Annotated in this window: 14 protein-coding genes; 5 read left to right on the forward strand and 9 right to left on the reverse strand. The window is 45.4% G+C overall.

Annotation, left to right across the window (positions count from 1 at the left end; translation table 11 throughout):
* The first annotated feature begins 2 nt into the window (after nt 1–2).
* From DBZ36_RS19710 to DBZ36_RS19730, 5 genes are all read left to right on the forward strand, one after another.
* Nucleotides 3–1,247 (forward strand): ABC transporter permease, encoded by a 1,245-nt coding sequence (locus DBZ36_RS19710; RefSeq protein WP_120356699.1) that lies wholly within the window; start codon nt 3–5, stop codon nt 1,245–1,247.
* Complete coding sequence (locus DBZ36_RS19715) at nt 1,244–2,488, forward strand: ABC transporter permease (RefSeq protein ID WP_120356700.1); 1,245 nt, start codon at nt 1,244–1,246, stop codon at nt 2,486–2,488. Before DBZ36_RS19710 ends, DBZ36_RS19715 begins: the two co-directional genes overlap by 4 nt.
* Nucleotides 2,488–3,171, forward strand: coding sequence for an ABC transporter ATP-binding protein (locus DBZ36_RS19720; RefSeq protein WP_120356701.1), 684 nt, complete (start codon nt 2,488–2,490; stop codon nt 3,169–3,171). The genes DBZ36_RS19715 and DBZ36_RS19720 overlap by 1 nt, the downstream gene beginning before the upstream one ends.
* On the forward strand, nt 3,168–4,331 hold the full coding sequence (locus tag DBZ36_RS19725) for a hypothetical protein (RefSeq protein ID WP_120356702.1): 1,164 nt from the start codon (nt 3,168–3,170) through the stop codon (nt 4,329–4,331). Before DBZ36_RS19720 ends, DBZ36_RS19725 begins: the two co-directional genes overlap by 4 nt.
* A 129-nt stretch (nt 4,332–4,460) precedes the next feature.
* Nucleotides 4,461–5,261, forward strand: a complete 801-nt coding sequence (locus DBZ36_RS19730; RefSeq protein WP_120356703.1) for a class I SAM-dependent methyltransferase — start codon at nt 4,461–4,463, stop codon at nt 5,259–5,261.
* Nucleotides 5,262–5,277: 16 nt separating this feature from the next.
* Here DBZ36_RS19730 and DBZ36_RS19735 read toward each other — a convergent pair whose 3' ends face one another.
* The 9 genes from DBZ36_RS19735 to DBZ36_RS19775 all read right to left on the reverse strand — a co-directional run bounded on the left by DBZ36_RS19735 (nt 5,278) and on the right by DBZ36_RS19775 (nt 14,519).
* Complete coding sequence (locus tag DBZ36_RS19735; protein ID WP_120356704.1) at nt 5,278–6,876, reverse strand: ATP-binding cassette domain-containing protein; 1,599 nt, start codon at nt 6,874–6,876, stop codon at nt 5,278–5,280.
* The gene (locus tag DBZ36_RS19740; protein WP_120356705.1) at nt 6,866–8,548 is read right to left on the reverse strand and encodes an ATP-binding cassette domain-containing protein; all 1,683 of its coding nucleotides are present in this window, start codon (nt 8,546–8,548) and stop codon (nt 6,866–6,868) included. Before DBZ36_RS19740 ends, DBZ36_RS19735 begins: the two co-directional genes overlap by 11 nt.
* A gap of 3 nt (nt 8,549–8,551) precedes the next feature.
* Complete coding sequence (gene cydX, locus DBZ36_RS19745; protein ID WP_120356706.1) at nt 8,552–8,665, reverse strand: cytochrome bd-I oxidase subunit CydX; 114 nt, start codon at nt 8,663–8,665, stop codon at nt 8,552–8,554.
* A gap of 12 nt (nt 8,666–8,677) precedes the next feature.
* Entirely contained in the window at nt 8,678–9,814 is a 1,137-nt protein-coding gene (cydB, locus tag DBZ36_RS19750; RefSeq protein ID WP_120356707.1) for a cytochrome d ubiquinol oxidase subunit II, read from the reverse strand.
* Nucleotides 9,811–11,376 (reverse strand): cytochrome ubiquinol oxidase subunit I, encoded by a 1,566-nt coding sequence (locus tag DBZ36_RS19755; RefSeq protein WP_120356708.1) that lies wholly within the window; start codon nt 11,374–11,376, stop codon nt 9,811–9,813. The genes cydB and DBZ36_RS19755 overlap by 4 nt, the downstream gene beginning before the upstream one ends.
* A gap of 323 nt (nt 11,377–11,699) precedes the next feature.
* On the reverse strand, nt 11,700–12,365 hold the full coding sequence (locus tag DBZ36_RS19760) for a cupin domain-containing protein (RefSeq protein WP_120356709.1): 666 nt from the start codon (nt 12,363–12,365) through the stop codon (nt 11,700–11,702).
* A 24-nt stretch (nt 12,366–12,389) separates the two neighbouring features.
* The gene (gene dtd, locus DBZ36_RS19765; RefSeq protein WP_120356710.1) at nt 12,390–12,827 is read right to left on the reverse strand and encodes a D-aminoacyl-tRNA deacylase; all 438 of its coding nucleotides are present in this window, start codon (nt 12,825–12,827) and stop codon (nt 12,390–12,392) included.
* Nucleotides 12,787–13,686, reverse strand: a complete 900-nt coding sequence (locus DBZ36_RS19770; protein ID WP_120356711.1) for a virulence factor BrkB family protein — start codon at nt 13,684–13,686, stop codon at nt 12,787–12,789. The genes dtd and DBZ36_RS19770 overlap by 41 nt, the downstream gene beginning before the upstream one ends.
* Before the next feature lie 8 nt (nt 13,687–13,694).
* Nucleotides 13,695–14,519, reverse strand: coding sequence for a hypothetical protein (locus DBZ36_RS19775; RefSeq protein WP_120356712.1), 825 nt, complete (start codon nt 14,517–14,519; stop codon nt 13,695–13,697).
* Between the last annotated feature and the right edge of the window lie 3 nt (nt 14,520–14,522).

The following is a 14,522-nucleotide window of genomic DNA, read 5'->3' on the forward strand; positions in this document are numbered from 1 at the left end:
AAATGATGGTCGTAGTCAAACTCGCATGGCGTAACATTTGGCGGCAACAACGACGCACTTGGCTTAGCAGTTCAGCAATTGCCTTAGCATTAGTTTTGTCATTGTTTATGCGTTCTATGCAAGAAGGCAGCTATGCTCACAACTTACTCTCAGCCAGCAAGTTATCAACCGGTGTACTGCAGCTGCAAGACCCAAATTTCGAAGACAGCCAAAGTAGTAATGACTTGATCTCACTATCGTCACAACAACTCACCCAAGCACTTTCTTTCAATGGTGTGCAAGCTTTACTTCCTCGCCTTCAAAGCCCACTGTTTTTTTCTGGGAACGAGAGGAGTAAGGCGGCGCTGCTAATTGGATTTGATGCCGATGCAGAGCGGGCTTATTCAGCCTTAGATAAACGGATCAAAAACGGCACGTATTTCCAACGTAGCCAAGATCAACAAGGCCAATACCCTACGATTATCATGGGTCATTCCATGGCCACTTTTTTAAAACTCAACGTCGGCGACAGCGTCGTATTATTTGGTCAAGGCCGCCATGGTAATACTGCAGCGGATCGTTTTTCTCTGATTGGAACCATTAACTATCCGAATCAACAACTTGAATCCCAGATTGCCTTTGTTCAACTTAAAGATGCACAACAGTTACTAAGCAGCCCAGATCTCATCAGTTCAATTCTGGTACATGCTAATGAGGTTAGTTTAGGTCCCTCTCTTAAGCCTCAATTTGAACAGCTCTTCCCAAGCTATCGAGTACTCGACTGGAGAGACTCATCGCCTGAAATGGCGCAACAATTTGATTTGGACCGAATCAGTGGACAATTAATGATATTGGCGCTTTATGTTGTGGTTGGATTTGGTTTGTTTGCAACCGTAATCATGATGACATTAGAGCGGCGCCGTGAGTTTGCAATGTTGTTAGCTAGTGGGCTAACGCGGTATAAGCTAGCTCAAATGTTGGGTTTGGAAACCATCTTTATGAGCCTAATTGGTCTAGCGCTTGGACTCGGGATTTCTATACCTTTGCTAGGCTATTTTGCACTCAATCCTATACCTCTAACAGGTGAAACAGCTCAGATGATGCTAGATATGGGTTTTGATCCAATCTTACCGTTTAATTTCAGCATGGACTTATTTCAAGAGCAATTGCTAATCGTATTCGGCATGTCTTGTACCTGTTTAGTTTTTCCTCTAGTTAAAGCGTTTCAATTGAACATCTCGCAAGCGTTGAGCGAGGCGAGCTTATGAAAAAACGTTCCATGTTCAAATTATCCTGGCGCAATGTATGGCGTAATCCATGGCGCAGTTTTTCAATTATTGCGGCCATGTCCTTAGGGTTGCTGGGCGTGTTAATGATCATGGCCTTTAGCAATGGCATGACACTGTCGATGATAAACAACGCCATTGATTCTGAACTTGGCCATATACAGATCCATAACCCCGAATATCTACAACAAGCGAGCCTCGATAACAGCCTGAGTAGTGAGCAGCTACTATCACTGCAGACCAGCCTTGATAGTTACCAGTATAAAGGAGAGCAACTGAATTATAGTGCGCGCCTATCCATCCCGGCAATGATGGCAACCGCAAATCGCTCTCGCGGCATTAGAATCCAAGGGGTCAATCCAATGATGGAAGCTAAAACCACCAATATCGAGCAATTACTAAGCCAAGGGATTTGGTTAAACGATAGTCAGAAAAAACCGATTGTTATTTCCGAGCGCAATGCTAAGCGCCTCAATGCCAGACTCAAATCAAAAATAATAGTGACCTATAGCAATAGCAATGCCCAAGTTGCAGGGACCGCTTTTCGGGTTGTCGGAATATTTCAATCCGGTTCGAGTATGTTTGACGATGGTTATGCCTTCGTATTGCAATCGGATCTAAGTAGCGCGGTTGAGAGTCATCTTATCCAAGAAATCGCAATTCGATTGCCGCCATCTGCGCCCCTAAACCAATTTCAAAGTGACTTACAACAACACTTTAACGCCCAACTGAGTATTCAACGCTGGGATCAACGCCAGCCCATGTTAGCAACAATGATTCAGGCTACTGCTTTCTCCAACGCTATTATTCTAACTATTTTCGTCTGCGCAATGGGCTTCGGCATCATTAACGTCATGCTAATGGTCGTATTTGAACGCACTCGTGAATTTGGTGTGCTGTTGGCCATTGGAATGCAAAGTCGAATGATAGCAACCCTTTTATTACTTGAATCAAGTCTATTGGCTTGCGTATCTACCAGCATTGCAGGTTTGTTGTGTTTAGCCTTTCTGAGTTATTTCGGCCGATATGGTCTCGACCTTGGTCAAATGGCACAAGGGCTCAATGCCTTTGGTTCCAACAGCCTAATTTACCCTCAGCTCGAATGGTTACAGTTTTGCTATAGCGCAGCTAGCGTCATTGTTGTCGCAATTATTGCAGCGCTGGTTCCCGCACGTCGGCTGTTTAAGCTTGCGCCGCATACCGCCATGGCGGAGAGACATTAATGACTATAAAAATCAAACAGCTAGTAAAAACTTACCAAGCCCATACTGATTTTCCAGTGCATGCGGTCAATCAAGTCAACTTAGACATCGCTCAGGGTGAGTTTTTAGCAATTATGGGGCCTTCTGGCAGCGGTAAAACCACCTTGCTCAATCTGCTCGGTGGTATTGACCAACCTAGTTCTGGCACAGTTACCATTGATGGAGAGTGCTTACAAACCTTGAGTGATTCAGCTTTGATACGCTTTCGACGCGATCATATTGGCTTCATTTTTCAGAACTATAGCTTATTACCAGTCTTTAGTGCTCTTGAGAATGTCCAATTCATCATGCAACTACAAGGACTACCCGATAACCAATGCGCCCAGCGCGCAGAACAGCTATTAAGCGACGTTGGTTTAGCAGCCCATATTCATAAGCGCCCTGCACAGCTCTCTGGTGGTCAGCAGCAACGCGTCGCAGTCGCTCGAGCATTGGCCTCGAAACCCCGCTTTATACTTGCCGATGAGCCTACAGCGAACCTTGATGCCACCAACACTCAAGAGCTGATTCATATCATGCAAGATCTAAATCAGCGCGAGCAAACTACTTTTATATTTTCAACCCATGACCCGCGAGTTATCACTAGTGCTAAACGTGTGATTAACTTTGAAGATGGGCAAATTAGCAGTGATATACAACAATGAAGCAGATTTGGCTCTGGCTTATAACTTTTTATTGTCATGCTTCGCTAGCTCAAATACCAGGCGTAAGCCCTGTATCTCCTTGGCAGTTTGACGGTTATGTTAAATTTATGGCTAGTGCTTACGTGTTCGATAACGCCAGTAACAGTGGCGAATACCTAATTCACAATCGGCTCAACTTCGCCTATACCACCACTGACGCTGGCTCATTTAACTTGTCCTTACGCAATCGCCTCATTGCTAATAATGCCGCCGCCAATCCAAATTACGCTGAACTGCTGAGCTACGATCCTGGCTATTTTGATTTAAGTAAAAATTGGGTTGAACACCAACAATTTATTGTGAATAGTCAAATCGATCGCGCTTACTGGACCCTACAAAAACAACAACAGCAATTGCGGCTCGGTCGGCAACGAATTAACTGGGCTATGGCAACCGTGTTTAACCCCAATGATTTATTTAACGCCTATTCAATCTATGATTTTGACTACGAAGAAGGCCCCGGCAGCGATAGTCTCGTTTACAGCTTACATAGAAACTACGCCACAGAGTTTAATATTGCTCTGAGCCAAGAGCAGGAAGATAACAGCCAATCGGCGTTATTACGCTATCGCAGTAATAATTATGCCAGTGATTGGCAAATCCTAGGAGGAATCAATCGAGACCGCATGGTTATCGGTTCGGGTTTCGCAAGCGATATTGCCGCTAGTAATATTCGCGGAGAGTGGAGCTATTTTTCTAAACCTAATAACGAATTAGATACGAGTCCGGCAAGCCATGTCGCAACTTTGGAAAGTGAGTCTTTACTTCGGCCGGAGTCTGCTTTGATGTTGCGATTATCGCTGCTTTATATTAGTCAGCCCCAAGCTATCAATCCTTTGGCTTACCTCACTCAGCGAACCGATGCCCGTAACCTTAGCTTTAGCCGCTGGACAGCATTTGCAAACCTTGGATTTGATATCAATGCTTTAAATAGAGTTGAATTGAGCAGTAGCTATTACAGTGACCAAAGCTATTACTTGGGACTTTCGAATCAAAGCTCACTTGCAGAAAACTGGGAGCTGCTAATGATTGCTCAATGGTTTGATGGCATGCAAGCAAGCTCAACATTTTCTAATAACAGCGGTGGACAGTTTTCGGCACGCCTCAAATGGAGCTTTTAATCATCACTAGCGGTTAGTTATTCCTTTACAACTATACTTAGCTATTCCATTCCAGAATGATTGAATTAACCCTTGTAGCTTACGGACTGAATTGAGCTACCGTTCTTTCTTCGAAAACAGAGACGGTATATGTCGATAAACCTTAAACCTAGTTCGCAAGTCGCCAACGGGCGTTTGTGGGGAGTTCGGGCACAGGACTGGGCAAACATCCAAGAAGCCACTTGTTACCCAGTATACCTTGAAGCTTTTAAACGCCTTAAAACTAACAAAGACAGTCACTATTTAGATCTGGGCTGCGGTGCTGGCCAAGCAGCGCTGTTAGCACAGCAACACGGCGCCATAGTCAAAGGCCTTGATGCGTCGGAGCAATTACTGACAATTGCCAAGCATAGAGTTCCTGATGGGCAGTTTCATATCGGTGATCTAGAGACGCTCCCATTTTCGGACAATACCTTTGATATCGTTACCTCGTTTAATGCCGTGCAATACGCAGCAAATCCAAGCCTAGCGTTACAAGAAGCACAACGAGTTACCAAGCCTGGAGGGCTGGTATTAGTGATGACTTGGGGTGAACCTGAGGGAATGCAAGCTGCCAGTTTAGTGGCCGCCCTAAAACCATTGTTACCTCCGCCTCCACCGGGAGCTCCTGGACCTTTCGCGCTTTCTCTAAAGTCTGTGCTGAAGCAATTTGCATCAGCAGCCCAGCTCAGTGTCTTGGAAATATTTGATGTGGACTGTGTTTGGCACTACCCTGATTTGGACACTGGGGTACGTGGTCTTGGCTCGTCGGGAGTGAGTGTGAAAGCCGCCGAGCACAGCGGCCAAGACGCAGTGGATCTTGCCAACGCCACAGCCCTCGGCCCCTTTAAAACACTTGATGGCAGCTACAAAATTCAAGCTAAGTTCCGTTGCTTATTGTCACGCGTCTAGTTGGCGCGTTAACACTCTAATCACTGAGATCAAGCACCTGTGTAACTTGAAGTTTACTCGGTTGAATGTGCGACGCCAGAATAATGATCGACTTTTGACTAAGCTGATTAAGTTTTAAACTTAATTGTTGTTGTCGCTCGCTGTCTAAGCCTTCAAAAGGCTCATCAATTAGAATGAGAGGTGCTTTAAACAATTTGGCCCGACATAAAGCAATGCGCTTAAGCTCCCCTCCGGAAAGGCTTCTACCTTTTTCTCCGATCCATTGATTAAGCGCTTCTATTGAGGCTAGAGTCTCTAAACCTGCCCATTGCAGAGCATCGAGCAGCATTTGATCACTAGCATCACAATCAGCAAGGGTTAAATTATCGCGTAAGTTTGCGCTTAAGAGCTGAGGTGCCTGTTGCACGTAGTGGATGTACTGTCGACGGAGTTGATCCGGATACTCGCGCACGGACAAATCTGCGAATATGGCGCTGCCACTGTAGCTTGTTAAACCCGCTAAGGCCTCTAATACACTGGATTTACCGCAGCCAGAGCCACCTCGAAGTAACAGCAATTGGGGCCCATGCAACGAAACGGTCACCGCCGAGTCCAAGATATAACGCGATCCACGTTGCGGATTAAACGCTGATAAATCGAGGTTCAGCTTATTACTTAGCAATGGGACTTTATCAACTCTACCAGGGAGTACAGGGTTTCTTTGTAAATCAAGCTCCTGCATTGGTTGTTTTGCCAGTTGGTATTCGCGCAAAGCAGGTAGCGCTCGAATCGCCTGCGCCATCCAATCTCGGCTAGCTAAAAGCCAAAGCAGAGGCACTAGAATTAGAGCTCGTTCCAAGCCTTGCCCAATACCATTAGGATTTAGATTTGCTACAAATAGCCACATACCGCAAAGGCTAAGCAACACAAGGCTTTGCTGGCAGTAAAATATGTTCGATTCAATAGCTTGGTTCGCTTTATGCCAGCGTTGATAACTAGCACGGGTTGATTCGCTGGCGTTCTTACTACCTTGCAAATCCCAAAGCGGGGCCTCACGCAACCAATGTTCACTTTCGAATTTAAAGGCTTCACGGGCGCTATCTCGCCGCTTAACACTAGCGATGATTGCCTGCGAAAACGCAAAAAAGATAGCGAGAACAAGGACCGCATATCCTATCCAATACACACTATACGCGCCTAACAATATACTGAGGATGACCACCGAGGCAGTTAACGTCAATAGAGCACTAACATAAGGATGAACTGCGGTAATCCATACATATGCCATAGCCTGAGCATGACTTTCAAGCTGTTCGCTTTGCTGAGCTCGCTGATACTTGCTGTTATCTTTAGCAAAAAACACGGCCTGCAGCACCATCAGGCGAATTCGACCAAGTGCCGATAAAATCACATGGTGGCCTAGTAGTTTTTCGGCGTAACCCGACCCGATCCGAGTTAAAGCTAAGGCGCGAATGAAGGTAGCTGGTAACAAATAATTGAAGCCTACAACTGGCACCGTTCCAGCTATAGCGCAAGCTGCGATAAACCATGCTGAAAACAGCAACAGCGCAAGACCACTAAGCGCATGGATCGTCACCAACAGTAAGCTGGTAATGGCAGACAGCTTATGCAGCATGATCTTTTATCTCCTGCAACACACCATTAGCGCCAATATGCCATTGATGGTCAAACCAAGTCTCGGGGATATCTTTATGCGACACCCAAACTACGGTTTTATGCTTTAGCTGCTGAAAAATGAGTGCGCACAATTGTTGATGCTGACCTGCGGTTAAATGCGCCGTGGGTTCGTCAAAAATATACACCTCTCGCTCACATGCAAGGGCCCTTGCAAGCGCAAGACGCTGGGCCTGACCACCCGACAACGGAGGATGCTCTCCCATCTCACTATCCAAGCCTTTATCAAGCTGCGCTAACCAACTACACAACTCTACTTTGTCGAGGATAAGTGCTATCTGCTGGTCATCAAGCTTGCTGTGAATATTAATGTTTTGCCGAACCGTACCTGGTTTAATGATGGCCTGTTGTCCTAAATAATTAGCCCGGTGGCGCATACTGCGCAAATGAGCGTGCAACTCAGGCTCCACATTATCTAAGGATCTCAATCCCAATAGCGCTTCAATAAAACTAGTTTTTCCCGAACCCGACTCGCCTGCAATTCGCAACCAGTCACCAGTTTTGATCTCAAGCGCATCAAAGCGAACAATCGCCTGCCCGAGCTCATTGCTAATTTGAGTTGCTGGCAACTGCACACCGCTAAAACCCAGATCCGAGTGTTCATCAATTGGCGCAAGCGGTTCAAATAGTAAATCGCTGAGTTCATCGGCGGCTGCTACCGCTTCAGCTTTAGCATGGTATAAGCGCCCGAGCTCTTTCATTTCGGCAAAAAAGGCGGGTGATATCAACAATAGAAATAAACCCTGAGCCAAAACTAAGGGCTGAGAAGCATGACCGAAGCTAATTTCACCTAGTAGCGAGAAACCTACAAAGACCGCGACTAGCGCGACAGCAATAGTAGAAAAAAAGTCCAGCACACTTGAGTTCAAAAATGCCAGGCGTAACACCTGCATCGTGCGTTGCAGTAGCACCTGACTCGCTACCTGCATACGCTCAATTTCTCGCGTCTGAGCGCTAAAAATATCAATTACTTGGCTTGCTCGCAGCCGGTCTAGAAATAACTGGCCTAAACGTTCAATAGCTAGAAAATGTTTGCGGTGAGCACTGGCTGTACTTTTCCCAAGCAGTACCATAAACATGGGGATCAGTGGAATAGACATCGCTAAAATCAGTGCAACCACCCAAGAGACTGGTGTAACGAGCACTAAAACAAAAATCGGTACACATACCGACAACAAACGCTGCGGCTGATAAGCGCTGATGTAGCTTGCCAGAGCAGGGATTTGTACTAGAAAGTATTGCTGCCAAGCCACAGTGCTATGGCGGCGAACCAATGCAAAGCTAGACGATTCAAGGTTTGCAACCAAACGTTGATGATAGTCTTCAATAACAAGGGCTTCGAAATACTGTCGATACCTGCCTTCAATACTTAGACATGTAAAGTATATCGCCAGACTGATAGCAAACTGAATCAATTGCGCCGAACTAGTCAGCTGAGCGCTTATCAGTAAGTTATGTGTGAAATTTGCAAGCACCCAATATAGAAAACATTGGCTGGCAAAGCGCACCGCGCCTAAACCCAGTTGAACCCGAATCTGAAAGGCATAATTTTGGTGCTCAGCCTTAAGCCAAGCACCAAGCTGAGTCTGACGCTCAGCAGAGAGTTGTTGCATGAATTAGTCTTGGTCGCCGCTGCGATCCATGTCCTCGGTTGCTTCTAGCCACATTGCGTTGATAATGCCAAATGCGCAAGCTAATAACACGCCTAAAATCCAAGTAAAATACCACATAGTTTTTTCCTCTTAATACATCGACGCCGATTTGGCTTCAATATCGGCGGCTTTTAGTCGGCCTCGCATTACCCAAAAGCTCCATAGCGTGTACGCTAAAATTATCGGTACGAATACCAGTGCAACGTAGAACATGATGCTCAATGTCATCTGACTTGAAGTTGCATCCCACATGGTCAACGACATACTTGGAGTGATGTTACTCGGAAGCAAGAATGGGAACATCGATAATCCCGCAGTAAATATAACCCCCGCAAGACTCAAAGCACTGCACACAAAGGCCCAACCACAGCGAGACGCCTTAGATGCCCAAAATACCCCAACCGGAGCCAGCAAACCCAACAGCGGTGCGATCATCATCAAAGGGTATTGTTGGTAGTTGTTTAACCAAGCACCACTTTGCACCACAACGTCTTTAAGCAAAGGGTTCGACGGTGCATGATGATCCATCACTGAACTAATCACATACCCGTCAAGTACACTGACCCACAGGCCACCGGCGGTAAATAGAACCACGCTAGCTATTGCTAACGCCATTGCTACTTTTTCAGCGCGCTGACGCAACTCTCCGGTGGTCTTCATTTGCAACCATGCAGCGCCGTGCATCAACAACATAGCCACGCTTAATAGACCAGCAAGCAACGCAAACGGACGTAATAAGCCCCAAAAACTACCGCTATATGTTGACTTAAGCGTTGAGTCTAACTCAAACGGTACGCCAAGTAACAAGTTACCAAATGCCACTCCAAAGATAAGAGCAGGCACAAGACCGCCAACAAAGAGCGCCCAATCCCAGCTTGCTCTCCAGCGAGGACTTTTTAGCTTACTTCGATAGTCAAAGCCTAAAGGCCGCATCCACAGTGCGACAAGAGTAAGCATGAATGCAACATAGAAACCTGAGAATGCGCTGGCATAGACGGTGGGCCAAGCTGCAAATATTCCGGCACCTGCTGTTACAAACCAAACTTGGTTCCCTTCCCAGTGTGGACCAATCGTGTTGATCATCACCCGGCGTTCAGTATCATTTCGACCCACTAAGGTCAGTAAAGCACCCACACCCAGATCAAAACCATCGGTTACGGCAAAGCCAACTAAAATGACGCCAAGTAAAACCCACCAAATGAGTCGTATCGTTTCATAATCAATCATGAGTCTAATCCTGTAAGTTGCTGCTCAGCTGCTTTTTGCTCTGCTGCATAGGCCGAAGGACCTTTCTTGGCGAATTTCTGCATCAAATAAAAACCGATAATAAACATCACCAAATAGAACAAGGTAAACATAGAGAGTGAGAACACCACGTCACTAACATTTAGATTCGATACCGACGTATGCACCGGCAGAACTTCTGCGATTGACCACGGTTGACGACCATATTCAGCGACAAACCAACCCGCTTCAGATGCAATCCAAGGCAGTGGCAGCGCAAATAGTGCAGATTTCAGTAACCAACGCGGCTTGGTGATGCGGTGCCTAGTGCTGTAGTAAAACGATAGAGCAAAAACCCCAAGCATAATCATTCCGCTGACAACCATGATTCTAAAGCTCCAAAATAGCGGAGCAACCTTAGGTATGCTGTATTCTACAGTTTGGTCTATTGCTTCAGCACTGGGATTGGCCATATCGTCAGTAAACGGTTCGAGCAACAATGCATAGCCCAAGTAACGTTTGTTTGCCTCAAACTCCGCTCGCAACTCAGGGCTCTCATCGCCACCACGGATTTGTTCCGCAAGACGATAAGCTTCAATTCCTTCATAAATACGTTCTCGGTGAAGTTCTTTGAGCTCCTTAATACCCATCACTTCTTCAGTGACAGAACGGGTTGCAATAATTCCCATCAGATATGGAACTTTTATGGCGTAGTCAGTGGTTTGGGTCTCGTCGTTGGGCACTCCAAACAAAGTAAATGATGCTGGCGCTTCTTGGGTTTCCCATTCAGCCTCAATTGCTGCAAGTTTTACCTGCTGAACGTCACCTAACTCGTAGCCACTTTCATCGCCAAGTACAATAACCGACAACACCGAAGCCAATCCAAAGCTTGCTGCAATCGCGAATGAACGACGAGCAAAAGCGACATCTCTATTTTTTAGTAAGTAGTAAGCCGATATGGAGAGCACAAACATCGCTCCGGTCACATATCCAGCCGAGACGGTATGAACAAACTTAACTTGCGCCACTGGGTTAAATACTAACTCTGCAAAGCTAGCCATTTCCATACGCATCGTATCGATATTGAATTCAGCACCGACCGGATGTTGCATCCAACCGTTTGCAACCAAAATCCAAAGTGCAGAAAAGTTACTACCAAATGCAACTAACCAAGTCACCATTAAGTGTTTTCTTTTCGACAAGCGATCCCAGCCGAAAAAGAATAGTCCGACGAATGTGGACTCAAGGAAAAACGCCATCAAGCCTTCAATGGCCAAGGGGGCGCCAAAAATATCGCCCACATAGTGCGCGTAGTAAGACCAGTTCATACCAAACTGGAATTCCATGGTGAGGCCGGTAGCAACGCCAAGAGCAAAATTAATTCCAAAAAGCTTACCCCAAAACTTGGTCATTTCCTTATAGATTGGCTTATTGGTCATCACATAAATGGATTCCATAATTGCCAACATAAAGCTTAAACCAAGGGTAAGCGGTACAAAAATAAAGTGGTACATTGCAACCAGTGCAAATTGTAAGCGTGAGAGTTCAACGAGCGTTTCGTTCATGCCAATGTCCCTAAAGAAATTCGGGTAGATATGCCAAGTTCATTGTATAAAGCAGTTGATAAATTGCTACTCAATGCGCTCCTATAAGCATAAAAACTGGCAATTATCTAAATTGGAGTAAACGAAACTAAAGAAGCTGTTACCAACTCGTTGCCGCTTGGTAGCTTGTGATTACGCGCGCGTTACCAAATGGCAACTTTTCTACAGAATAATGAGCTGTTTTTTGAGCGATCTGAAGAAAACTTGTTTTAGCGCAATTATTTTATTTGGAATGATAAATGGATAATTAGAGCCTACTGATAAAGTCCAAACAATGCAGGCGCTTATGCGATAGCTAAGTGACCTGTTTTTACCCAAATTACAGTCTCTTCGCGAACAAAAGGATGATGCTGACTATAGTGAGGACTACGAATCCAAGTCCCTTGCGGGTATTCCCCATGTTCATCTTCGAATTTGCCACTTAGAACCAAAATCTCTTCACCACCAAAATGTCGATGCGGTGAGAACACTTCGCCCGCAGGCCATTTCACTAAAGCTACGTGTTCATGCTCAAATTGATGTAGCGATTTTACGCGTAAACCACCAATTCCAGCTTGCCAAGCAAGTTGTTCGCTATTGACAGCAATACTTGAGAGGTCACGGGGATCCATCTGGTTAAGCTTAACGAAAATCACACAACCATTAATACTAAATGGGCTATGAGAACTACCAGGAGGATTACGAAGGTAGCTGCCTTTTGGATAATCGCCATGCTCGTCTGAAAACACGCCTTCTAACACCCAAATTTCTTCACCCAAGGGATGATTATGTTGGGCGAAGCGAGAACCAGGCAAGTACTCCACAATACTACTGACATGACCAGACTCTTTCCCTTCTCGCTCAAGTGGCTTGCGTCTAACGCCGTTGGCAGGACTGTCTATCCAGGCTACATTTTCGCTTTCTATCACGATGCGCTGTGACAGTTCCATATTCAGTTTCTGAAAGCTCATGCTAGGTCTCGTTTATCATTGTACTTAGACTTCAATCATAAAGGTCATTGGCCCATCATTGCACAAGCTCACTTGCATATTGGCGGCAAATTGTCCTTCACCCACTTGTACTCCTAAAGCGCGACAGGCGCTTACGAAATCAAGGTAAAGACTTTCGGCCATTTCAGGGCTAGCACCCTTAGAAAAACCTGGACGAAGGCCTTTGTCAGTTTGAGCCACCAAGGTGAACTGTGAAACGACCAACAATTGGCCGCCAATTTGCTGAACATTAAGGTTAGTTTTGCCATTCTTATCGGCAAACATACGGTAGTGGCATACTTTATGGGCCAACTTTTGTAGTTTTTCTTGGTTGTCACCTTGCTCAACACCTAGTAAAACTAGCAAGCCCGCATCAATTTTAGAAATAAGTTTTGAGTCGACTTCAACTTTGGCGTGGCTCACTCTTTGTATCAAGGCTTTCAATCAAACGTTCTCCATGAAGATTGGGATCAAACTCATCTAGGCTGGCAGCTATTTCGGCGCCGGTTAACACCACTAACCAGATGACATAAACCCAGACCAATAAAATGGGTAGTACAGCTAATGCGCCATAAATAATCTGGTAGCTAGGGAATGAACTGACGTAGAAAGCAAACCCTCGTTTGCTCGCTTCAAAAGCCAACGCTGCAAATATGCCACCCACCAACGCGTGCCTAAAACCAACTTGTTTATTGGGAACCAATAAATATAGCAAGGTAAACGCTGTGATAGAAAAAAGAACGGGAGTCCAGCTAAGTAAGTCAGCCCAAAGACTATTTAAACCGGTGCCAGTGAATAACTGAACGCTAAGCATGTAGGAGCTTATCGCAAGACTGCCACCAAGCAATATCGGTCCTAAAGTTAGTATCATCCAATACACAGGAATGGCCTTGATGAAACTTCGCTTTTTAGCGTTCTCCCAAATCATATTGAGGGCATTGTCGATGGCTGAGATCAGCATTAAGGCGACCACAATCAAGGCACTAACACCAATCGTTGTCATGCGACTCGCATTATCAATAAAACCATTAATATTGTTGCGAACCGTGTCACCTGAAGTCGGCAGCATGTTTTGATAAACATAAGACTCGATAAGCTCGCGAAAGCCTTCGAATACAGGGAAAGCGCTAAATAGAGAAAAAACAACAGCGCACAGCGGCACCAAAGACAATAAACTTACATAGGCAAGCGAACCTGCAATAACGTTGATTTTATGACGTAAAAAACGTGTTCCCAAATACTTAAAAAAAGCAAAAACTAAGGCCTTACTTGGAAGCTTTTTGATCGGTAGCGATCTAAACATGAATTTCCCTACTTCGGTGGCATCGCCAATGGTATTCGTAGCCGCTCATCAAGCTTAAGCTCACGTAAATCATCCGCCCAATACTTATCTATCAATCGCTGTTGTAAGCCAGACTCTTGAGCCCGTCGTAATGCTGCGTCTAGTATCGGTATGAGTTGCTGGTGTTTCTTTGACACATAGAGTTGAAAATCCGCGGGATAAACCAACAATAACCTCGGTTCTACTAACAGAAAAGGATAACGTTCTTGTTCCGCAAGTACTTCAGTTAGTCCACGGGAAAAATAATCAATACCGTGCCGATTGAGTAAAATCCGATAAATCCGTCGCCACTCGCCATCAATCTCGCGGTACTGTAATTGGTTTGCATGCCAGACTGCAGCATCAAGCCAGCCAACCCCAAAGGCTGCGGTTCCAGCTTGCTGCCTAAATTGGGCTAGATTCTCTATATTGGCAAAGCGATCTGCTTGATCGGGGGCAATAAGCAGGACTCGTTTACCCAAAAGCCCTTGGGTTAAATCAAAATCTATACGAACTATGCTGTCATCATTATCACGTGCTTGACTTGGCATGACCCACATTGCGCTTAGTTGACCGCGTTGTAGCATACTAAAAGCACGTTTTTGCGGTAATGATTGACCCGGTGTGCCAATTTCAACCGAGTGGCCTTGGGCCACTAGCGCGGATTGAATCAGTTCATGATAAAACAAATGTGAATCATCAACATATTCGGGCAAATTGATTTGAAGGTTTTGCTGAGCAAAGCTAGATACCGGAAGGCTCAGCAAACAAAGGCAAACTAAAAAGCGCCGACATTCAAACCAAAATCTTCGCATTTG

This window comes from Alginatibacterium sediminis, assembly GCF_003610775.1.
GTDB classification, from domain to species: Bacteria; Pseudomonadota; Gammaproteobacteria; order Enterobacterales; family Celerinatantimonadaceae; genus Alginatibacterium; species Alginatibacterium sediminis.

What these genes read in the sequence shown, in the direction of transcription:
- DBZ36_RS19755 (WP_120356708.1), bottom strand. Translation starts at nt 11,376, where the DNA reads ATGAACGAAACGCTCGTTGAACTCTCACGCTTACAATTTGCACTGGTT.
- DBZ36_RS19710 (WP_120356699.1), top strand. Translation starts at nt 3, where the DNA reads ATGATGGTCGTAGTCAAACTCGCATGGCGTAACATTTGGCGGCAACAA.
- DBZ36_RS19775 (WP_120356712.1), bottom strand. Translation starts at nt 14,519, where the DNA reads ATGCGAAGATTTTGGTTTGAATGTCGGCGCTTTTTAGTTTGCCTTTGT.
- DBZ36_RS19730 (WP_120356703.1), top strand. Translation starts at nt 4,461, where the DNA reads ATGTCGATAAACCTTAAACCTAGTTCGCAAGTCGCCAACGGGCGTTTG.
- DBZ36_RS19740 (WP_120356705.1), bottom strand. Translation starts at nt 8,548, where the DNA reads ATGCAACAACTCTCTGCTGAGCGTCAGACTCAGCTTGGTGCTTGGCTT.
- DBZ36_RS19770 (WP_120356711.1), bottom strand. Translation starts at nt 13,686, where the DNA reads ATGTTTAGATCGCTACCGATCAAAAAGCTTCCAAGTAAGGCCTTAGTT.
- DBZ36_RS19735 (WP_120356704.1), bottom strand. Translation starts at nt 6,876, where the DNA reads ATGCTGCATAAGCTGTCTGCCATTACCAGCTTACTGTTGGTGACGATC.
- cydX (WP_120356706.1), bottom strand. Translation starts at nt 8,665, where the DNA reads ATGTGGTATTTTACTTGGATTTTAGGCGTGTTATTAGCTTGCGCATTT.
- DBZ36_RS19720 (WP_120356701.1), top strand. Translation starts at nt 2,488, where the DNA reads ATGACTATAAAAATCAAACAGCTAGTAAAAACTTACCAAGCCCATACT.
- DBZ36_RS19725 (WP_120356702.1), top strand. Translation starts at nt 3,168, where the DNA reads ATGAAGCAGATTTGGCTCTGGCTTATAACTTTTTATTGTCATGCTTCG.
- DBZ36_RS19760 (WP_120356709.1), bottom strand. Translation starts at nt 12,365, where the DNA reads ATGAGCTTTCAGAAACTGAATATGGAACTGTCACAGCGCATCGTGATA.
- cydB (WP_120356707.1), bottom strand. Translation starts at nt 9,814, where the DNA reads ATGATTGATTATGAAACGATACGACTCATTTGGTGGGTTTTACTTGGC.
- DBZ36_RS19715 (WP_120356700.1), top strand. Translation starts at nt 1,244, where the DNA reads ATGAAAAAACGTTCCATGTTCAAATTATCCTGGCGCAATGTATGGCGT.